Source organism: Streptomyces sp. NBC_00568 (assembly GCF_026341855.1).
Lineage (GTDB): Bacteria > Actinomycetota > Actinomycetes > Streptomycetales > Streptomycetaceae > Streptomyces.
In genome coordinates this window covers 2,977,431-2,996,993 of the sequence record NZ_JAPENW010000001.1, presented here as the reverse complement: position 1 = coordinate 2,996,993, position 19,563 = coordinate 2,977,431, and the positions used below count along the sequence as shown (strand labels likewise).

Below are 19,563 nucleotides of genomic sequence, written 5' to 3'. Positions count from 1 at the left end.
CCATGGCGACGGAAAAGATGGCGCTGGCCAAGGCGATCAACGAATCGCTGCGCACGGCGCTCGACGCCGACCCCAAGGTCCTCATCATGGGCGAGGACGTCGGCAAGCTCGGCGGTGTCTTCCGGGTCACCGACGGTCTCCAGAAGGACTTCGGCGAGGAGCGGGTCATCGACACCCCGCTCGCCGAGTCCGGCATCGTCGGCACCGCGATCGGCCTGGCCCTGCGCGGCTACCGCCCGGTCGTGGAGATCCAGTTCGACGGTTTCGTCTTCCCCGCGTACGACCAGATCGTCACCCAGCTCGCGAAGATGCACGCGCGGGCCCTGGGCAAGATCAAGCTCCCCGTCGTCATCCGCATCCCGTACGGCGGCGGCATCGGCGCCGTCGAGCACCACTCGGAGTCGCCCGAGGCGCTGTTCGCGCACGTGGCGGGCCTGAAGGTGGTCTCCCCGTCGAACGCCGGCGACGCCTACTGGATGATGCAGCAGGCCATCCAGAGCGACGACCCGGTGATCTTCTTCGAGCCCAAGCGCCGCTACTGGGACAAGGCCGAGGTCAACAAGGACGCCATCCCCGGCCCGCTGCACAAGGCACGGGTGGCGCGCGAGGGCAGCGACCTCACCCTGGTCGCGTACGGCCCGATGGTGAAGGTCTGCCTGGAGGCCGCCGCGGCCGCCCAGGAGGAGGGCAAGTCGATCGAGGTCCTGGACCTGCGCTCGATGTCCCCCATCGACTTCGATTCCATCCAGGCCTCGGTCGAGAGGACCCGCCGCCTGGTCGTGGTGCACGAGGCCCCGGTGTTCCTCGGGACGGGCGCGGAGATCGCGGCCCGCATCACCGAGCGGTGCTTCTACCACCTGGAGGCGCCCGTTCTGCGGGTCGGCGGCTATCACGCCCCGTACCCGCCGGCCCGCCTGGAGGACGAGTACCTTCCGGGCCTGGACCGCGTGCTCGACGCCGTCGACCGCTCGCTGGCGTACTGAGGAGAGAGTCGTGACGACGATGACTGAGAACGCGTCGGGACTCCGCGAGTTCAAGATGCCCGACGTGGGCGAGGGACTCACCGAGGCGGAGATCCTCAAGTGGTACGTCCAGGTCGGTGACACGGTCACCGACGGCCAGGTGGTCTGCGAGGTCGAGACCGCCAAGGCCGCGGTGGAACTGCCGATCCCGTTCAACGGTGTGGTGGCCGAGCTCCACTTCCCCGAGGGCACGACGGTGGACGTCGGCCAGGTGATCATCGCGGTGGACGTGTCCGGTGGCGCGGCGCCCGCGCAGGCCGCCCCCGCCGCCGCGCAGGCACCCGCTGTCCCCGCCGCACCCGCCGCTCCCGTGGCGGAGGCGGCCCCCGAGGAGGAGGCCAAGCCCGAGGGCCGCAAGCCGGTCCTCGTCGGGTACGGCGTGGCGGAGTCCTCCACCAAGCGCCGTCCCCGCAAGGGCGCCGAGGTCCCGGCGCAGCAGAGCGAGACGCTGTACGCGGCCACCGCGATCCAGGGCGAGCTCAACGGCCACGGGCACGCCGTCCAGCAGCGGCCCCTCGCCAAGCCCCCGGTCCGCAAGCTGGCCAAGGACCTCGGGGTCGACCTGGCGACGGTCACCCCGTCGGGCCCGGACGGCATCATCACGCGGGAGGACGTGCACGCGGCCGCGGCCCCGGCACAGGCTCCGGCTCCGGTCGCCGCCCCGGTCCCGCAGGAGGCCCCGGCCCCCGTCCAGCCGCAGGCGCCGGCTCCGGCCGCGTCGTACGACGGCGCGCGCGAGACCCGGATCCCGGTCAAGGGTGTCCGCAAGGCGATCGCCACCGCGATGGTGGGCTCGGCGTTCACCGCGCCGCACGTCACCGAGTTCGTGACGGTCGACGTGACGCGCACGATGCGTCTGGTCGAGGAGCTCAAGCAGGACAAGGACATGCAGGGGCTTCGGGTGAATCCGCTGCTGCTCGTCGCCAAGGCACTGCTGGTCGCGATCAAGCGCAACCCGGCCGTCAACGCGTCGTGGGACGAGGCCAACCAGGAGATCGTCCAGAAGCACTATGTGAACCTGGGCATCGCCGCCGCCACCCCGCGCGGCCTGATCGTGCCGAACATCAAGGACGCCCACACCAAGACCCTGCCGCAGCTGGCCGAGTCGCTGGGCGAACTCGTGGCCACGGCCCGCGAGGGCAAGACCTCGCCGGCCGCGATGTCGGGCGGCACGGTGACGATCACCAACGTCGGCGTCTTCGGCGTCGACACGGGCACGCCGATCCTCAACCCCGGCGAGTCCTCGATCCTCGCGGTCGGTGCCATCAAGCTCCAGCCCTGGGTCCACAAGGGCAAGGTCAAGCCCCGTCAGGTCACCACGCTGGCGCTCTCCTTCGACCACCGCCTGGTCGACGGCGAGCTCGGCTCCAGGGTCCTGGCCGACACCGCCGCCGTCCTGGAGCAGCCCAAGCGGCTGATCACCTGGGCCTGAGCCGGTCGGCCGGAGGGCTCTGAGTCCGGCCCGGAAACGCGAAAGGGGCCTGCCGCGCGATGCGCGGCAGGCCCCTTTCGCGTTTCCGGGTGCCTCAGCTGGCGAAGCCGTAGTTCAGCAGCTTCTTCGCGTCCGACGTGCGAGCGGAGATCGACGTGGAGGCGAGCACCGTGCCGATGACCGTCTTGCCGTTGCGGGTGGCGGCGAAGACGAGGCAGTACTTCGCCTCGGGGCCCGAGCCGGTCTTGACACCGATCGTGCCGCTGTAGCCGCTCAGCAGGGGCTTGTTGGTGTTCTCCCACGAGTAGTAGCGGTAGCCGCCACTCTTGGTCGTCACCTTCTGCTTGGTGTTCTGGGTCTTCACGATCGTCTTGAACGTGGAGTTCTTCATGGCACTGCTGGCGATCTTCGTCAGGTCGCGCGGCGTCGAGTAGTTCGCGCCGTGGCCGACGCCGTCGAACGAGTCGAAGTGCGTGTTCGTCAGGTGCAGGCTCGTCGCGGCGGAGTTCATCTTGCCGATGAACGACTTCACGCGGGCGGCGCGCGTCGTGCCCGAGCCGAACTTGTCGGCGAGCGCGTACGCCGCGTCGCAGCCGGACGGCAGCATCAGCCCGTAGAGCAGCTGGCGGACGGTGACTTTGTCGCCGACGATCAGCTTCGCCGAAGAGAGGTAACCGTTGTCGACGATGTAGTTGCTGTACGCGCTCGAGACCGTGACCTTGGCGTCCAGGTTCAGGTTCGGCTGAGCGAGCACCACCTTGGCCGTCATGATCTTCGTGGTGGAGCCGGTGGAAAGCCGGGTGTCCGCGGCCTTCTTGTAGAGGGTCGAACCGGTCCCGTTGTTCATCACATAGCCGCCCTTGGCGGCGATGGTGGGCGTGGCAACGGCGCCCGCGGGAGCGGCGCCGAAGCCGCCGGCGGCCAGCACGGCGCCGGTCGTGAGGGTCACAGCGGCGGCCCTGCGGAAACGCGTGCCCTTAATGCCGGTAATCAAAATGAACGCTCCGTATGCGCGAAATGCCCCTGGGAGAACGACACATGGCAGTGCCGTCTCACGTACGGACTCCCGGGGCGCGCAAAGGGATGTACGGCGAAGGGATGAAAGTTATGTGACGTGGGTTACATCGAGAGGGAGTTGGGGTCCGCATGCTGAAATGACTCAAGGCATGGGTACGTGTTGTATCTATGATGTGCGCATGCCTTCAGCCCCGCCCGCGCCGGTGCGACCTCCCGTGAAGCAGCCGCCCGCCGCCGACCGCGTCTACGCACACGTCAAGCAGGGTGTCCTGGAACGCCGTTACGAGGGCGGGACCCTCCTTACCGAGGGCGAACTCGCCGACGCCGTGGGGGTGTCGCGCACCCCGGTCCGTGAGGCGCTGCTCCGCCTCGAGGTCGAAGGACTCATCAGGCTCTACCCGAAGAAGGGCGCGCTCGTCCTGCCGGTCTCCGCCCAGGAGATCGCGGACGTGGTCGAGACCCGCCAGCTCGTCGAGGAGCACGCCGCGCGCAAGGCCGTACCGGCCTCGCCGCAGCTCCTGGTCCGCCTCGAAGAACTGCTGGCCCGGCAGAAGGAGCAGGCCGCCGCCGGAGATCTGGCCGCCGCCGCCGTCACCGACCGCTGCTTCCACGCCGAGATCGTCCGCAGCGGCGGAAACGAGATCCTCTCCCGGCTCTACGACCAGCTCCGCGACCGGCAGTTGAGGATGGGGGTCGCCGTGATGCACGCGCACCCCGACCGGATCACCAAGACGCTCGTCGAGCACGAGCAGATCCTCCAGGCACTGCGTTCCGGCGACGCCGACGCGGTCGTCGATCTCATCCACGGACACGTCAGCTGGTTCTCCAACCTGGCGCGGGGCGAGGTCCGATGAGCTCCTCGGCCACCCTGCCCGGCGATCCGCCCGGCGGCCGGCGCGCGATCGCCGTCTGGGGCATCGGCGTCTCCGTCTACTTCGTCGCGGTGATCTTCCGTACGTCGTTGGGGGTGGCCGGGCTCGACGCGGCGGACCGATTCCACGTCGGCGCCTCCGCCCTGTCCACGTTCTCCATCCTCCAACTCCTCGTCTACGCGGGCATGCAGATACCGGTCGGGCTGCTGGTCGACCGGCTCGGCACCAAGAGGGTGCTGACCATCGGCGTGGTGCTGTTCACGGCGGGGCAACTGGGCTTCGCGTTCTCCTCGTCGTACGGCATGGCGCTCACCTCGCGCGGCCTGCTGGGCTGCGGCGACGCGATGACGTTCATCAGCGTGCTGCGGCTCGGCACCCGCTGGTTCCCCGCCCGGCGCGGGCCGCTCGTCGCGCAACTCGCGGGTCTGGTCGGCATGGCGGGCAACCTCGTCTCGACGCTCGTGATCGCACGGCTGCTGCACGGAGTGGGCTGGACCACGGCGTTCGCCGGAAGCGCGGCCGCAGGTGTGGTCGTCCTCGTCCTCCTGCTGTTGTTCCTGAAGGACCACCCCGAGGGCCACGAACCGGAGCCGTTCCCGCACCGGGGCGCCGCCTACGTCCGGCGGCAGATCACCGCTTCCTGGCGGGAACCCGGCACCCGGCTCGGTCTGTGGGTGCACTTCACCACGCAGTTCCCGGCGATGGTGTTCCTGCTGCTGTGGGGGCTGCCGTTCCTCGTCCAGGCGCAGGGGCTTGCGCGGGCCACGGCCGGTGAGCTGCTGACGCTCGTCGTCCTGTCCAACATGGTCGTCGGGCTCGTGTACGGGCAGATCGTCGCCCGGCACCACGCGGCACGGCTGCCGCTGGCGCTGGGCACGGTCGCGGCGACGGCGGTCGTGTGGGCCGGAGTGCTGGTGTACCCCGGCGAGCACGCGCCGATGTGGGTGCTGGTCGTGCTGTGCACGGTGCTCGGGGCCTGCGGGCCGGCCTCGATGATCGGCTTCGACTTCGCACGGCCGGCGAATCCGCCGGAGCGTCAGGGAACCGCGTCCGGGATCACCAACATGGGTGGTTTCGTCGCCTCGATGACGACGCTGCTGGCCATCGGTCTGCTGCTCGACGCCACCGACGACAACTACCGGGTCGCCTTCTCCGCCGTGTTCGTGCTCCAGGCGGCCGGGCTGAGCCAGATCTTCCGGCTGCGGAAGCAGGCGGCCCGCCGGGAGCGGGAGCGGCTGGTGGCCAGCCGGGTGGAGACCGTGCACGTGCCGGCCTAGCCACCGCAGACCATGCCGGTCCCCCGCGCCTGCGCGTCCCGGCCTGGACCGGCGTGGGCGACGGGGGAGACATGGGCGGCGGAGGACGCGTGAGCGGCGGGACGAGAGTCGCCCCGCCCGTTCCGGTCCGCGGCGGAGGACGTGCGGGCGGCGCGGCGCGAGCCGCCCCGCCCGTCCCGCTCCGTTACGGCGTGACGGTGAAGTTGCGCAGGATCGCCGCCGTCAGCTCCGGGTCGCCCTCGGTCTTGATGCGGTCGGACACGGCATCGGCGTGGACGCGGCCGCAGGCGAGCCGGACGAAGGTCTCCCAGTCGAGGGAGAGGCTCGCGGCGGGACCGAGGGACGGCGCACCGTCTATCGAGCCGCGCCCGTCGGCGTCGATGCGGACGGTCCGCAGGAACTCGACGGGGCCGTGCACGTCGAAGACGACCGCCGAGTTCGCCGGCGCCCCCGCGTCCTTGGCGACGACCTTCGGCAGGGCGGCCAGCAGGTCGTCCCGGACGATCTGCGAACCGGGGGAGTCGAGGTTCCCCGGCCGGCCCAGCGTGACCCGCAGGTCCTGCTCGTGCACCCATACGTCGAACGCGCGGTTGCGCATCGCCTGTTCGAGGGTGACCTCGGTGCCCAGGGGGCCGCGCACCTTGGCGTCGGGCTGCCGCGACTCGTTCCGCAGCTGCCTGTTGCGGCGGATGACCGTGTACTCCAGCTCGGAGGTCATCTCCGGCGCCGTGTGGTGGCGGCGCACGTCGACCTGCATCTCCATGTAGCGCTGGTGCTCGTTCGTCACGTGGTAGAGGTCGCGGGGGAGCGTGTGGATCGGCCGGGGGTCGCCGAGCATCTCGCAGTCCAGCCCGATGACATGGGAGACGATGTCGCGGACCGACCAGCCGGGACACGGAGTCCGCCGGTTCCACTCGCCCTCCACAAGCGGCTGCACCAGCTCGGATATCGCTTCGATCGAGTGGGCCCAGGCGTCGGCGTAGGACTGAAGACTCGGATGCAGACTCACGGAACGGGACCCCTCGGGCGGTTGGACGCGGGCAGTGCACAGGCAGCGGGTGTCTTGGGACGCTAAGTTACGCTGCTGTGAGGCACCCCGGCAGTGCTTTCGTGTGACGATCGTAGGCCCGTATCAACGGCTCGAATGCCAGGACGGTGGTAGTGTGCGCGCCTCGCTCCTCCAGATCGACGTAAACGCCGACGAATCGGTCGCTGCTCGCAGACGCCGTGTCGCGGACCTGGTACGGGATCAAGCCGGAGTCGATCTCGTGGTGCTCCCCGAGCTGTGGACCACGGGCGCCTTCGCCTACGAGGAGTTCGCAGCCCGGGCCGAACCGCTCGAGGGGCCGACCCACGAGGCGATGGCCAAGGCGGCGAGCGACGCGGGCGTGTGGCTGCACGCGGGCTCGATCCCCGAGCGCGCCGCGTCCGAGGACGGTTCCGGGTCCGAGGCCCCCCTCTACAACACCTCCCTCGTCTACTCCCCCGCCGGTGAACTCGTCGCCTCCTACCGGAAGATCCACCGCTTCGGCTTCGACAAGGGCGAGGCCGTACTGATGGGCGCGGGCACGGATCTGGTGACGGTGCGGCTGCCGGAGACCGTCCTCGGCGTGGCCACCTGCTACGACCTGCGGTTCCCCGAGCTCTTCCGCGGGCTCGTCGACGCGGGGGCGCAGACCTTCGTCGTCCCGGCCGGCTGGCCCGAACGGCGCCGCTCCCACTGGACCCTGCTCGCGCAGGCACGCGCCGTGGAGAACCAGGCGTACATCCTCGCCTGCGGAACGGCCGGTACGCACGCGGGAGTTCCCCAGGCCGGTCACTCGATCGTGGTCGACCCCTGGGGGGAGATCCTCGCCGAGGCGGGCTCGGACGAGGAGATCCTCACGGTGGACTTCGACCCGGCGAAGGTCGCGACGACGAGGGAACAGTTCCCGGCCCTGAAGGACCGGCTGCTGGGCCTGGAGACTCCCCGCCGCTGACCGGCGCCCCCGCAGCCCGCCCGTCGCGGTGCTTCCAGGTCCTCACCCCGGGTGTCGCGCGCTCGCAGGTCCTCACCCCGGGTGTCGCGCGCTCGCAGGTCCCCACTTCCCGCCTTCCTCCCGGGCGGGGACCCCGCGAGCGCTCCCGCCGCCGGCCGCCGTTCCCTTCTCAGTCGTCCCCCCGCTCCTTCTCCGCCAGGTGGATCACGCACACCGCCACCGCGATCAGCAGTGCCGGATCGGCGTCCTCCCGTACAACGTCGACTCCGTAGGTGTCGCGGACGTGGAGCCGGCGGCGGGAGATCTGGGCGAGGAGCTCGTTGTCGTAGTCGACGGCGAACTCGCGGTCGAGGATCTTGCCGCTGACGTCGAGCTCGGTGCCGTCGACCAGGGAGACGCGGTAGTGGTTGCGGAGCAGGGACAGACGCTTGCGCTTGATGGTCGCGAGCGGGTCGCCGTCCCGCTCGATGATCATCGTGTCGCGCAGCGCGAGCATCTTCTGGTGGATGTCGATGAGGACGCGCCCCTGGGTGTCCTTCAGCTCGAAGGTGTCCCGCAGGCGCATGGCCTTGCCGTCGACGAAGAAGACCCTGTCGCCGTGGTCGTCCTCGATCCAGTAGTCGTCACCGAAGCCGAGCAGCCGGTCGCGTACGAGGTATCTCATGCGTCACCGGTTCCCCGGCGGGCGGTCCGAAACGCCGCCGGTAGGCCGACGGGCTGAGTCCGGTCGCCCGGCGCACCCGCTCGCGCAGGTTCGCGGCGGTCCCGAGCCCGCTGCGGTCCGCCACCACGTCGAGCCGGACCTCGCCGCGCTCGATGAGCCGGCAGGCCAGGGCGACCCGCTCCGCCGTCAGCCACGCCAGCGGCGTCGTGCCGAGCTGCGCGCGGAAGCGGCGGTGCAGCGTCGCCGGGCTGACCGCGGCGCTCGCCGCCAGGTCGCCGACCGTCAGCGGCTCACCGAGCCGCTCCTGCGCCCAAGCCAGCAGGGGTGTCAGCGACGCGTCGGGCACGTCGGGCAGTGGCCGTTCCACGAACTGGCGCTGCCCCCCGTCGCGGTGCGCGGCGAAGACCAGCCGGCGGGACACCGTGTTGGCGATCTCCGCGCCGTGGTCGCGCCGCACGAGATGCAGCCCGAGATCGAGGGCGGCGGCACTGCCCGCCGCGGTCAGCACGTCCCCCTCGTCCACGAAGAGCACGTCCGGATCCAGCAGCACCCTCGGATGCAGCTCCCGGAACGCGTCCGTCCAGCGCCAGTGGGTGGTGGCCCGCCGCCCGTCGAGCAGTCCCGCCTCGGCCAGCGCGAAGGCCCCGGTGCAGAAGCTCACCACGCGGGCCCCGCGCGCGTGGCCGCGCCGGATGGCGTCCAGGACGACGGGCCGGCGCGGTACGACGTTGTCGGGACGGCCGGGGACGACGACGGTGTCGGCGTCGTCCACCGCGTCGAGACCGGGCACTCCGCTCAGGGTGAAGAACCCGTGATTCATCCGGACGCCGGGCGTGGGCACGCACAGAGTCAGCTCGTACAGCGGCTCCGCTCGTCCCAGCTCGGGCCGCGGAAGCCCGAACAGCTCCGTCGCGACACCGACTTCGAAGGGATTCGTGCCCTCGTCGACGATCACGGCGACGCGATGCGGCCGGGTCGGCGGCGGCTCCCCCCGACCGGGCACGGTGCGGGGCTCCCGAGCGGGCGGCAGCTGCGAGGATCCTTGCGGCATACGCGATTTCTAGCACTCGCGGGCGTTCCGCGCGGAGCCGAGGATGAGCGCATGACCAGCGAATCCGCCCGCCGCGCCGAACCCGTCTCCCTCTCCGCCGCCCTCGCCTCCTTCACCGACCTGTGGAGCCCCCGGATCGTCACCGCCGTCAACGACTACGACGTGCGCGTCGCGAAGGTCGAGGGAGAGCACGTCTGGCACGTGCACGACCACACGGACGAGTTCTTCCTGGTCCTGGAGGGCGAGCTGACCATCGCGCTCCGGGAGCCGGCCGGCGAGCGGACCGTCGTCCTCCCCAAGGGCTCCGTCTGCACGGTCCCGCGCGGAACCGAGCACAAGCCGTACGCCCCCGGTGGCGCCGCGATCCTCCTCTTCGAGCCCACCGGCACCCTCACGGTCGGCGACCGCCACGACGAGGTCCCGGCCCACGTGGACGCGACGACCGGGCACACCCTCCGCTGACGACCGGGCAGGCCCTCCGCCGACGACCCGCAGCGACGGCTCTCCGGCCCCTGTCCCGTTCGCCGACGTGCGCGCACCGGTCCGCAACAGCCCTGTGCGAGCAGCGACGTGGAGAGACTCCTGAGCAAAACGTGTCCCCCGCGCAACCATGGGCGCCCTCCGTTGGTCTGCTCTTTGCCAACGCCGCTCCACGCCCGCGCCGACACGAGGTGAACCCGGGGTGGCGCACCGGCGACCCACACTCTGTGGATGCCCCGAGCATCCCCGCATGCCCAGGAGGACCACCGCATGCACCACCGCCTCAGCGTCACCCTGGCGACCGCCGCGGCAGCCGCCCTCACCGGCGGCCTGCTGGCGATCGCCACCGCCCCGGCCTCCGCGGCCGGCGCAGCCAAGGCGTACGACTTCAACGGCGACGGCTACCGCGATCTCGCGATCGGCGTGAAGTCGGGAACGGCCGGTGGCAAGAAGGGCGCCGGGTACATCGCCGTCGTGCCCGGCTCCGCGAAGGGACCGAAGACCTCGGCGCGCTACACCGTCAGCCAGTCCACCAGCGGCATACCCGGCACCTCCGAGACGGACGACTTCTTCGGTTCCCGGATCACCAGCGCGGACCTCGACAGCGACGGTTACGCGGACCTGGTCGTCACGGCGCCCGGTGAGGACGCGTCCACCAGTGAGGACACCGGCCGCATCACCATCCTGTGGAGCGGCCCGCAGGGCTTCACCCGCGGTACCGTCCTGAAGGGCTCCACGCTGTACGACGGCACCGGGTTCGCGGGGCTGGCCGTCGCCGACGTCAACGGCGACGGGAAGTCCGACATCGTCACCGCCAACCGGGGTGACGAGACCTCCGGCGTCTCCGTCGCCCGCGGTCCGTTCGCGCCGGGCACCACCCCGGCGGCCCTCACCTACGTCACCGGCGCCGGCATCCCGCACTTCACCGGGTACATCCGCCTGGCGGTCGGCGACATCGACGGCGACGGCAGGTCGGACGTGGCCGCCGCGTACAACGGCCTGGAAGGCGGCGGCACCACCTACCTGCGCGGCACCTCCACCGGGCTGGTCCGCGCCGACTCCTGGTACGGGGAGACCACGGGCAACACCGTGGCCGTCGGCGACTTCGACAAGGACGGCTACGCGGACCTCGCCCTCGGCAACGCCGCGTTCGGCGCCTACGACAGCGAGGAGCCCTGGGTCCCGCAGCACCCGCTGCCCACCCGCAAGGGTGGCGCCGTGCGCGTGCTGTACGGCAGTGCGCAGGGCCCGGCGGCCACCCGTCCCCCGGTCGACCTGGTTCAGGGCATTGGCGGTGTTCCCGGCACGGACGAGACCGACGACCGTTTCGGCAACACCCTCTCGACCGCGGATGTCAACGGCGACGGCGCCGCCGACCTCGCGATCGGCGCACCGGGCGAGGACATCGGCTCCGCCGTCAACACCGGCAACGTCGTCGTGCTCCACGGCTCGGGCTCCGGACTGACCACCACCGGCGCCCAGAGCTTCAACCAAGGCACCGCCGGTGTCCCCGGCTCCAACGAGACCGACGACTCCTTCGGCGGCACGAACGGCTACGGGATCTTCCTGCGGGACCTCAACCGCGACGGCCGTGCCGACCTCTCGGTCGCGGCACCGGGCGAGGACGGCAACAACGGCCGCGTCTGGACCCTGACCGCCGGCGCGTCCGGCCCGACCGGCACCGGCGCGGTCAGCTTCACCGCGGGAACGCTCGCACTTCCCGCCCCCACGACCGGCCTGGCCTTCGGCTCGGTGCTCGGTTACTGACGGCTGGACGGCACGGACGACGCCCTCGGGACATCCGGGGGCGTTCGTCGTTCACCCGCGCCGAGGGACCGCGGCGGGGTCCGGTGGCCGTGCGACCCTGGACGGATGAGCAAACGCGTACGTGTCCGCGCTCCCGAGCTGGCCGGCAAGGGCGGCTGGCTGAACACCGGTGGCAAGGATCTGAAGCTCGCCGACTTCCGTGGCCGCGTGTTGATCCTGGATTTCTGGACCTTCTGCTGCATCAACTGCCTGCATGTCCTGGACGAACTGCGGGAGTTGGAGGAGAAGCACCGGGACACCGTGGTGATCGTCGGGGTGCACTCGCCGAAGTTCGCGCACGAGGCGGAGCACCGGGCGGTCGTCGACGCGGTGGAGCGGTACGGGGTGGAGCATCCGGTGCTGGACGACCCGGAGCTCGCGACCTGGAAGCAGTACGCGGTACGGGCCTGGCCGACGCTCGTGGTGATCGACCCCGAGGGATACGTCGTCGCGCAGCACGCCGGTGAGGGGCATGCCCACGCCATCGAGCGGCTGGTGGAGGAACTGGAGGCCGAGCACGCGGCCAAGGGCACCCTGCGGCGCGGTGACGGCCCGTACGTGGCGCCCGAGCCCGAGCCGACCGTGTTGCGTTTCCCGGGCAAGGCGCTCGCCCTGCCGAGTGGGAATCTGCTGGTCAGCGACACGACCCGGCATCAGCTGGTGGAGCTGGCGGAGGATGCCGAGACGGTCGTACGGCGCATCGGATCGGGTGTCCGCGGGTGCGTGGACGGCAGCGCGGAGGCGGCGGGGTTCAGCGAGCCGCAGGGGCTCGCGCTGCTCGACGAGGGCGCGGTCGTCGTCGCGGACACCGTGAACCACGCCCTGCGGCGGGTCGATCTCGCGACCGGCGCGGTCAGCACGCTCGCGGGCACCGGCCGCCAGTGGTGGCAGGGTTCGCCGACGTCCGGACCGGCGCTCGAGGTCGATCTGTCCTCGCCGTGGGACGTGGCTCTGTTCGGCGGGAAGGTCTGGATCGCCATGGCCGGTGTGCACCAGCTGTGGGCGTACGACCCGGTGACGGAGACCGTCGGGGTCGCCGCGGGCACGACGAACGAGGGGCTGGTCGACGGGCCGGGGCCCGAGGCCTGGTTCGCGCAGCCGTCGGGGCTCGCCGCCACCGGGGACCGGCTCTGGCTGGCCGACTCCGAGACCTCGGCGCTGCGCTGGGTCGACCAGGACGGGAGCGTGCACACGGCCGTCGGCACCGGGCTCTTCGACTTCGGACACCGTGACGGGCCCGCTGAACAGGCTCTGCTCCAGCACCCGTTGGGTGTCACCGCGCTGCCCGACGGGTCGGTCGCGGTCAGCGACACGTACAACCACGCGCTGCGTCGCTTCGACCCGGCGACGGGTGAAGTGACCACGCTGGCCACGGATCTGCGGGAGCCGAGCGACGCCGTGCTCGTCGGGGACGACATCGTGGTGGTGGAGTCCGCCCGCCACCGGCTGACCCGGCTGCGGTTGCCCGAGGAGACCGTGCGTGTGGAGTCGGTCGCCCACCGGACTCGGCGAGAGGCCACCGAAGTCGCCCCGGGAGCCGTCCGGTTGGACGTCGTCTTCCAGGCGCCGGCCGGGCAGAAGCTGGACACGCGCTACGGCCCGTCCACCCGGCTCCTCGTGTCCGCCACCCCGCCCGAGCTGCTGCTCGCGGGCGAGGGCGCCGGCACCGATCTCTCCCGGGTCGTCGAGCTGAACCCGGCCGTCCCCGAGGGCGTGCTGCACGTCTCGGCGATGGCGGCGTCCTGCGACGACGATGTGGCTGGGGGAGAGCACCCGGCCTGCCATGTCCACCAGCAGGACTGGGGGGTGCCGGTCCGCCTCACCGAAGGCGGTGCGGACCGGCTGCCCCTGGTCCTCGCGGGCATGGACGACTGAGTCGGCTCAGACGCCGTAGCCGTCGGAGTAGCCGTTGCGCTGGTGGCGGTCCTCCTCGACGACGGTCGCCGTCGGCGGTACGACCACCCGCCGGCGGCGGGCGACGCTGCCGAAGGTCGCCACACCGATCAGTCCGGCGATCATGAGGATCACGCCGACCACGTGGAGGTTGACCCCCTGCATGTCCCAGTCGGTCGCGAACGTGAGAATCGCCCCTGCGGCGATCAGGATGATGCATCCGCCCAGGCCCATGGGTGTCGCCTCCTTGAAGTAGCAACGCGGAGTCATTCCGGGCCCGTTCCGGGTACCCGGGACCTCGCGAGCCATGCGGAGGCGATCCCTCACGGCCTGGCGTCACCTCACGTCGACGTAGTCCTCGCGTCCGGAGCTCACCAGGTGGGTGCTGTTCGGGTAGAGCAGCACGGCGACCCAGGTGCCGTCCTTCCGGGCCGTGAATAGCTTGCTGAAGGAGCCGTTGGAACGGGTCGTGGTGTCGCCCTCGTCGTACCAGGTGCTGGAGCCCTTGGGACGGAAGAGGATCTTCACCTTCTGGCCGGAGTAGGCCCTCCACGCCGACGAGGTGTAGTGCTGCAGCGTGCCCTTGACGGTGATGGTCCGGCCCTTGGTGACGGGCTCGGGCGACGCGTTCGCGTCGGTGATACGGGTCTTCGTGCGTTCGGCGTGGAGCACCGTGCTGTACGACGCCTGCCAGTTGGCGGTCGCGGCGAAGTAGGCCCGGTAGTAGCCCTTCGCGGGCGCGTCGAACGTGCCCTTGAACCGGCTGCCGGTCTCCGGGTCGCCGCTGCCGGGAGTGACCGTCTTCACCGTCGTCCAGCCGGTCTTCCCGTCGGCCGAGTACTGCAGCCGTACGTGGTTGTCCGCGTCGCCGGGGATGCTCGACCCGGTGTGGAGGTAGCCGGCGGCGGTGAGTTCGGCGTACTTGTTCAGGCTGACGGTGAAGCCGCTGATCGACGTCTTGCGGGCGACGTGGACGGTGACCGATCGCTCGGGGCTCGAGTTGAGGTAGGCGCCGCGCTGGACCGAGACGTTCACCTTCCCCGTCCGTGACATCTTCAGCTCGCCGGTGAAGCGGCCGTCGGCGCCCGTGACGGGCCGCGAGGCCACGCCGCCGAACTCGTCGGACCAGGTCTCGTCCACCGTGGCTCCGGCCAGCGGTTTCCACGCCCCGCCGACGTACACCTCGGCGGTCCCGGAGACCTTCGCCGCCTGCCCGGCCTTGATGTTCAGTTCGGCGGCGTCCAGGGTCACGCGCGTGTCCGACTGCACGGCCCTGACCTCGACGCTCTGGTTGGCCCTGGACTGGTACCAGGGCTCGTCCGGCCGCAGCCAGGCGTTGACGCTGTCGCTGGACGCGCTGGTGACGTGGTAGCTGTAGCTGAAACGGCCGTTGGCGCCGGTCCTGGTCTCCGCGTTCGGGCCGGAGATCTCCAGGTCCACGGGCTCGTTCGCCGCGGGCGTGGTCTCGCCGGTGCGCGGGTCGGTGACCGTGAAGCCGCCGGTGACGGTGACGTCCTGGTGCTCGTAGTCCGGGTTCTGCGGGGTGACCCGCAGATCCGTGAGGTTCGCTTCGAGCTCGTACCAGTAAGTGTTCTGAGCGGTGGTGGTGTCCCCGTCGGCGTCGGTCAGGTCGACCACGACACGGTAGGCGCCGAGGTCGGCCAGGCGCAGCGGGGTGGTGGTCCGCCACAGGTTCGCGAAGCCGGTGCTGGAGTCAGGGGTGAAGTCGCTGACCCGGGTGATCTCCGGGGCGTCGGCGGCGGAGCCCGGCGCGTACAGGTGTGCGGTGATCGAGGTGATGGCGGTGTCGGACGAGGCGGACACCGACACCAGGCCGTCACCGGGGTGGGCACCGCTGCCGACGCCGTACAGCACCGGCGCCACCGCCGCGTGCGCGGCGGGTACCGGGCCGAGCAGCAGGCCGGCCGCGACGCAGGCGCAGGCGAGCGCCAGGGATCTTTTTCGCACGTGCGAGTCCCCCCACGAGACTGTTTCATGATGTCGATCGTTGAAGATCGGATCGAATCGTACGCTGAGGAAGCCATCTTTGAACAGGTTCAAAACAAACGGTTTCGTGGAGGGGGCCAGGACGGCGGAACTCAGCCTTCCAGGAACGCCGTCAGCGCGTTGGCCAGCAGGAACGGGTCCTGAGCGCCGCACAGTTCGCGGACGCTGTGCATGGAGAGGATGGCCACGCCGATGTCGACCGTCTTGATGCCGTGCCGGGCCGCCGTGATGGGGCCGATGGTGGTGCCGCAGGGCATGGAGTTGTTGGAGACGAAGTTCTGGAAGGGCACGCCGGCCTTCTCGCAGGCGGCGGCGAACACCGCGCGGCCCGAACCGTCGGTGGCGTAGCGGTTGTTGACGTTCACCTTGAGGATGGGCCCGCCGTTGGCGCGCGGGTGGTGTGTCGGGTCGTGCCGCTCGGCGTAGTTGGGGTGCACGGCGTGGCCGGTGTCGGAGGACAGGCACACCGTTCCGGCGAAGGCGCGTGCCCGGTCCTCGTAGGAGCCGCCGCGTGCGAAGACCGAACGTTCCAGCACGCTGCCGAGCAGCGGTCCGTCGGCGCCGGTGTCGCTCTGCGAGCCGTTCTCCTCGTGGTCGAAGGCGGCGAGGACCGGGATGTACGAGAGTCCGGCGTCGGCCGACGCGACCGCGGCCAGCGCGGCCGTCGCGGCGTGCACGGACAGCAGGTTGTCCATCCGCGGCCCCGCGAGCAGTTCCTTGTCGCGGCCCAGGTAGGAGGGGTGCTCGATGGAGTGGGTCATCAGGTCCCAGCCGGTGACCTCGCCCGCGGGCAGGCCCGACTCCTCCTCCAGGAAGGAGATCAGATCGCCCTCGCGGGGGTCGCCGAGTCCCCAGATGGGCTGGAGGTGCCGCTGCTTGTCGAGCTTGAGTCCGTCGGAGCTGACGGACCGGTCCAGGTGGATGGCGAGCTGGGGCACGCGCAGCAGGGCGCGGTCGATGTTGACCAGGCGGGTCGAGCCGTCCCGCAGGGAGAGGCGCCCGGCCAGGCCCAGGTCCCGGTCGAGCCAGGAGTTCAGCAGCGGACCGCCGTAGATCTCCACGGCCACCTGCCGCCAGCCGTGCGCCCCGGTGTCCGGCAGCGGCTTGACCCGCAGGTTCGGGGAGTCGGTGTGCGCGCCCACGATCCGGAACGGCGTGTGCGGCTCGGCGCCCTCCGGCACGTACCAGGCGACGATCGCCCCTCCGCGCAGGACGTACTTCCCGCCGCTGGTCCCCTCCCATGCGTCGGTCTCGGCGACCTGACGGAATCCGGCCTTCTCCAGCCGCTCGGCGGCGGTCGCCACGGCGTGGTACGGCGTGGGGCTCGCCGCGAGGAAGGACATGAGGTCGTCGGTGTGGCCGCGGTCGAAGCGGGAGGGTGCACTCATGGGTTCACCTTAACGACGCACGAGGGCCCGCTCCCGGGGATGGGAGCGGGCCTTCGTAAGGGGGATGTGAAGGGCGGACACCTTGGGCACCTGACCGGATGGACAGGTTCCGGATCGGTGTCCGTCCGGCTTCGCGGGGACCGTCGGCCTCCTGGGAGGAGGCTTCTGGCGGACCCCTGGAGGCCGGCTCCTAGAAAGCGGCCTCGTCCAGCTCCATCAGGTCCAGGTCGACGACCTCGGCGAGCTTGCGGGCGCCCGTGACACCCGGCAGCACGTTGGCGGCGAAGAACTTCGCGGCCGCGATCTTGCCGGTGTAGAACGCCTTGTCCCGGGCGGCGGCCGTCTCCAGCTTCTCGGCGGCGACGGCGGCACCGCGCAGCAGCAGGTAGCCGACGACCACGTCACCGGAGGCCATCAGGAGGCGGGTGGTGTTGAGGCCCACCTTGTAGATGTTCTTGACGTCCTGCTCGGTGGCCGCGAGGTCGGTCAGCATCAGGCCGACGATGGCCTCCAGCTCGACGGCCGCCTTCGCGAGCTGCTCACGGGCGGCGGACAGGTCCTCGCCGCCGGTGCCGAGCGCCAGGAACTTCTTGATGTCCTCGGCGAGGGAGTTCAGAGCCGCGCCCTGGTTGCGGACGATCTTCCGGAAGAAGAAGTCCTGGCCCTGGATCGCGGTGGTGCCCTCGTACAGGGTGTCGATCTTGGCGTCGCGGATGTACTGCTCGATCGGGTACTCCTGCAGGAAGCCGGAGCCGCCGAAGATCTGGAGCGACTGGGCGAGCTGCTCGTAGCCCTTCTCGGAGCCGTAGCCCTTCACGATCGGCAGGAGCAGGTCGTTCAGGGCCTCGAGGGCGGCGGCTTCCTCGCCGGCGGCCTCCTTGACCTGGATCTCGTCCTGGATCGCGGCGGTGTGCAGCACCAGGGCGCGCATGCCCTCGGCGTACGCCTTCTGCGTCATCAGCGAGCGGCGCACGTCCGGGTGGTGCGTGATGGTGACCTTGGGCGCGGTCTTGTCCATGAAGTTCGCCAGGTCGGGACCCTGGACGCGCTCCTTGGCGTACTCCAGCGCGTTCAGGTAGCCGGTCGACAGCGTGGAGATCGCCTTCGTGCCGACCATCATGCGGGCGAACTCGATGATGCGGAACATCTGGCGGATGCCGTCGTGCTTGTCGCCGATCAGCCAGCCCTTGGCGGGGTGGCGGTCGCCGAAGGTCATCTCGCACGTGTTGGAGGCCTTGAGGCCCATCTTGTGCTCGACGTTCGTCGCGTACGCGCCGTTGCGCTCGCCCAGCTCGCCGGTCTCGAAGTCGAACTCGTACTTCGGGACGAGGAAGAGGGACAGGCCCTTGGTGCCGGGGCCGGCGCCCTCGGGGCGGGCGAGGACGTAGTGGAGGATGTTCTCCTCCATGTCGTGCTCACCCGAGGTGATGAAGCGCTTCACGCCCTCGATGTGCCAGGAGCCGTCCTCCTGCTGGACCGCCTTGGTGCGGCCCGCGCCCACGTCGGAGCCGGCGTCCGGCTCGGTGAGCACCATGGTGGAGCCCCACTGCTTGTCCACGGCGATCTTCGCGATGTGCTTCTGGACCTCGGTGCCCTCCTCGAAGAGGATGCCCGCGAACGCGGGGCCGGAGGAGTACATCCAGACAGCCGGGTTCGCACCGAGGATCAGCTCCGCGTACGCCCAGATCAGGGAGCGGGGCGCGGTGGAGCCGCCGATCTCCTCGGGCACGCCGAGACGCCAGTACTCGGAGTCCATGAACGCCTTGTACGACTTCTTGAAGGAAGCCGGGACCGGCGCGGTGTTGGTCTCCGGGTCGAAGACCGGCGGGTTGCGGTCGGCGTCCACGAAGGACTCGGCCAGCTCGTTCTCCGCGAGGCGGGTCAGCTCCTCGAGGATGCTCTTGGCGGTGTCCGTGTCCATCTCCGCGAACGGGCCGGTGCCGTACAGCTTGTCGCGCCCGAGCACCTCGAAGAGGTTGAACTCGATGTCGCGGAGATTCGACTTGTAATGCCCCATGGCGACGGCTCCGTTAAGGGATCGGCGAGGCACTGACTCCTCGCACTTGGTTCACGTACCAACAAGTAGCTTCGATAATGCTACCCGCCAGTAATAAGAAGCAACCCCGAGTGGGCCATATGTGGCCCACTACTCTTTGACGCATGTACGGCTACGAGCAGAACGCAGGCGCCCAGCAGGGGTACGTCCCGCCGCAGCAGCAGATGCCCGGCCAGATGCCGGGCGGGCAGATGCCCGGCGGGTACGGCCAGCAGCCGCCGCTGTACCCCGAGCCGTCCCCGCCGTCCCTGCCGGACGCGGTCCGCGCGTTCACCACGGGGTCCATGGCCGCCGAGGACTTCCAGCAGGTCTTCGCCACGTCGAAGGTGTACTGCCCGCGCGGCGACAACCCCGGTTTTCTGGCGCTGCACAACACTCAGCAGCCTGTCATCCCGATGTTCACCTCGCTCAAGGAACTGCGCCGGTACGCCGGCAAGGAGTCCAAGTACTTCGTGATCACCGGTGCCGAGGTGATCGACCTGCTGCCCACCGGCTACGGCTTCGTGATCGACATGGAGGGCGAGCACCGGATGGTCTTCGACGCGAAGGCCGTGGAGCAGATGGTGGACTTCGCGATGCGCCGTATGTACGGCTGACAGCCCGGCGCGGGCGCGGCCGA

The 19,563-nt window shown here is 70.4% G+C and carries 17 protein-coding genes; 9 read left to right on the top strand and 8 right to left on the bottom strand.

Features of this window, described 5'->3' with window-relative positions; translation table 11 throughout:
* Window positions 1-2: 2 nt before the first annotated feature.
* Together OOK38_RS12985 and OOK38_RS12980 are read left to right on the top strand one after the other, a co-directional pair.
* Complete coding sequence (locus tag OOK38_RS12985) at window positions 3-983, top strand: alpha-ketoacid dehydrogenase subunit beta (protein WP_266760699.1); 981 nt, start codon at window positions 3-5, stop codon at window positions 981-983.
* 10 nt (window positions 984-993) lie between these two features.
* The gene (locus OOK38_RS12980; protein ID WP_266760701.1) at window positions 994-2,454 is read left to right on the top strand and encodes a dihydrolipoamide acetyltransferase family protein; all 1,461 of its coding nucleotides are present in this window, start codon (window positions 994-996) and stop codon (window positions 2,452-2,454) included.
* A gap of 94 nt (window positions 2,455-2,548) precedes the next feature.
* Here the strand turns inward: OOK38_RS12980 and OOK38_RS12975 are convergent, their stop codons facing one another.
* Entirely contained in the window at window positions 2,549-3,448 is a 900-nt protein-coding gene (locus OOK38_RS12975; protein ID WP_266760702.1) for a D-alanyl-D-alanine carboxypeptidase family protein, read from the bottom strand.
* 202 nt (window positions 3,449-3,650) lie between these two features.
* Between OOK38_RS12975 and OOK38_RS12970 the strand changes: the two genes are divergently transcribed.
* Complete coding sequence (locus OOK38_RS12970) at window positions 3,651-4,325, top strand: GntR family transcriptional regulator (RefSeq protein ID WP_266760704.1); 675 nt, start codon at window positions 3,651-3,653, stop codon at window positions 4,323-4,325.
* Complete coding sequence (locus tag OOK38_RS12965) at window positions 4,322-5,620, top strand: nitrate/nitrite transporter (protein WP_266760706.1); 1,299 nt, start codon at window positions 4,322-4,324, stop codon at window positions 5,618-5,620. Before OOK38_RS12970 ends, OOK38_RS12965 begins: the two co-directional genes overlap by 4 nt.
* Before the next feature lie 184 nt (window positions 5,621-5,804).
* On the opposite strand, the gene OOK38_RS12960 is transcribed toward OOK38_RS12965, so the two are convergent.
* On the bottom strand, window positions 5,805-6,629 hold the full coding sequence (locus tag OOK38_RS12960) for a maleylpyruvate isomerase family mycothiol-dependent enzyme (protein WP_266760708.1): 825 nt from the start codon (window positions 6,627-6,629) through the stop codon (window positions 5,805-5,807).
* A gap of 154 nt (window positions 6,630-6,783) precedes the next feature.
* On the opposite strand from OOK38_RS12960, the gene OOK38_RS12955 reads away from it, so the two are divergent.
* Window positions 6,784-7,599 (top strand): carbon-nitrogen family hydrolase, encoded by an 816-nt coding sequence (locus tag OOK38_RS12955; RefSeq protein WP_266760710.1) that lies wholly within the window; start codon window positions 6,784-6,786, stop codon window positions 7,597-7,599.
* A 169-nt stretch (window positions 7,600-7,768) separates the two neighbouring features.
* Here OOK38_RS12955 and OOK38_RS12950 read toward each other — a convergent pair whose 3' ends face one another.
* Together OOK38_RS12950 and OOK38_RS12945 are read right to left on the bottom strand one after the other, a co-directional pair.
* On the bottom strand, window positions 7,769-8,263 hold the full coding sequence (locus OOK38_RS12950) for an LURP-one-related/scramblase family protein (RefSeq protein ID WP_266760711.1): 495 nt from the start codon (window positions 8,261-8,263) through the stop codon (window positions 7,769-7,771).
* A complete protein-coding gene (locus tag OOK38_RS12945) occupies window positions 8,223-9,314 on the bottom strand; it encodes a helix-turn-helix domain-containing protein (protein WP_266760713.1) in 1,092 nt (363 codons plus the stop codon). The genes OOK38_RS12950 and OOK38_RS12945 overlap by 41 nt, the downstream gene beginning before the upstream one ends.
* Before the next feature lie 51 nt (window positions 9,315-9,365).
* Between OOK38_RS12945 and OOK38_RS12940 the strand changes: the two genes are divergently transcribed.
* From OOK38_RS12940 to OOK38_RS12930, 3 genes are all read left to right on the top strand, one after another.
* Window positions 9,366-9,776 (top strand): cupin domain-containing protein, encoded by a 411-nt coding sequence (locus tag OOK38_RS12940; protein WP_266760715.1) that lies wholly within the window; start codon window positions 9,366-9,368, stop codon window positions 9,774-9,776.
* A gap of 249 nt (window positions 9,777-10,025) precedes the next feature.
* Complete coding sequence (locus tag OOK38_RS12935) at window positions 10,026-11,561, top strand: FG-GAP and VCBS repeat-containing protein (RefSeq protein WP_266760717.1); 1,536 nt, start codon at window positions 10,026-10,028, stop codon at window positions 11,559-11,561.
* Window positions 11,562-11,666: 105 nt separating this feature from the next.
* On the top strand, window positions 11,667-13,475 hold the full coding sequence (locus OOK38_RS12930) for an NHL domain-containing thioredoxin family protein (RefSeq protein WP_266760718.1): 1,809 nt from the start codon (window positions 11,667-11,669) through the stop codon (window positions 13,473-13,475).
* 6 nt (window positions 13,476-13,481) lie between these two features.
* Here OOK38_RS12930 and OOK38_RS12925 read toward each other — a convergent pair whose 3' ends face one another.
* From OOK38_RS12925 to OOK38_RS12910, 4 genes are all read right to left on the bottom strand, one after another.
* Complete coding sequence (locus tag OOK38_RS12925; protein ID WP_266765774.1) at window positions 13,482-13,727, bottom strand: DUF6458 family protein; 246 nt, start codon at window positions 13,725-13,727, stop codon at window positions 13,482-13,484.
* A gap of 102 nt (window positions 13,728-13,829) precedes the next feature.
* Window positions 13,830-15,461: a hypothetical protein gene (locus OOK38_RS12920; RefSeq protein WP_266760719.1), complete on the bottom strand. Its 1,632-nt coding sequence runs from the start codon at window positions 15,459-15,461 to the stop codon at window positions 13,830-13,832.
* Window positions 15,462-15,592: 131 nt separating this feature from the next.
* Window positions 15,593-16,888: a M18 family aminopeptidase gene (locus OOK38_RS12915; RefSeq protein ID WP_266760721.1), complete on the bottom strand. Its 1,296-nt coding sequence runs from the start codon at window positions 16,886-16,888 to the stop codon at window positions 15,593-15,595.
* Window positions 16,889-17,078: 190 nt separating this feature from the next.
* Complete coding sequence (locus OOK38_RS12910; protein WP_266760723.1) at window positions 17,079-18,905, bottom strand: acyl-CoA dehydrogenase; 1,827 nt, start codon at window positions 18,903-18,905, stop codon at window positions 17,079-17,081.
* A gap of 143 nt (window positions 18,906-19,048) precedes the next feature.
* Here OOK38_RS12910 and OOK38_RS12905 point away from each other — a divergent pair, with 143 nt between their 5' ends.
* The gene (locus tag OOK38_RS12905) at window positions 19,049-19,540 is read left to right on the top strand and encodes an SseB family protein (protein ID WP_266760725.1); all 492 of its coding nucleotides are present in this window, start codon (window positions 19,049-19,051) and stop codon (window positions 19,538-19,540) included.
* Window positions 19,541-19,563 lie beyond the last annotated feature (23 nt).

Coding starts and splice junctions, on each gene's coding strand:
- OOK38_RS12985 (WP_266760699.1), top strand. CDS start 3: ATGGCGACGGAAAAGATGGCGCTGGCCAAGGCGATCAACGAATCGCTG.
- OOK38_RS12970 (WP_266760704.1), top strand. CDS start 3,651: ATGCCTTCAGCCCCGCCCGCGCCGGTGCGACCTCCCGTGAAGCAGCCG.
- OOK38_RS12965 (WP_266760706.1), top strand. CDS start 4,322: ATGAGCTCCTCGGCCACCCTGCCCGGCGATCCGCCCGGCGGCCGGCGC.
- OOK38_RS12950 (WP_266760711.1), bottom strand. CDS start 8,263: ATGAGATACCTCGTACGCGACCGGCTGCTCGGCTTCGGTGACGACTAC.
- OOK38_RS12945 (WP_266760713.1), bottom strand. CDS start 9,314: ATGCCGCAAGGATCCTCGCAGCTGCCGCCCGCTCGGGAGCCCCGCACC.
- OOK38_RS12940 (WP_266760715.1), top strand. CDS start 9,366: ATGACCAGCGAATCCGCCCGCCGCGCCGAACCCGTCTCCCTCTCCGCC.
- OOK38_RS12935 (WP_266760717.1), top strand. CDS start 10,026: ATGCCCCGAGCATCCCCGCATGCCCAGGAGGACCACCGCATGCACCAC.
- OOK38_RS12930 (WP_266760718.1), top strand. CDS start 11,667: ATGAGCAAACGCGTACGTGTCCGCGCTCCCGAGCTGGCCGGCAAGGGC.
- OOK38_RS12925 (WP_266765774.1), bottom strand. CDS start 13,727: ATGGGCCTGGGCGGATGCATCATCCTGATCGCCGCAGGGGCGATTCTC.
- OOK38_RS12915 (WP_266760721.1), bottom strand. CDS start 16,888: ATGAGTGCACCCTCCCGCTTCGACCGCGGCCACACCGACGACCTCATG.
- OOK38_RS12910 (WP_266760723.1), bottom strand. CDS start 18,905: ATGGGGCATTACAAGTCGAATCTCCGCGACATCGAGTTCAACCTCTTC.
- OOK38_RS12905 (WP_266760725.1), top strand. CDS start 19,049: ATGTACGGCTACGAGCAGAACGCAGGCGCCCAGCAGGGGTACGTCCCG.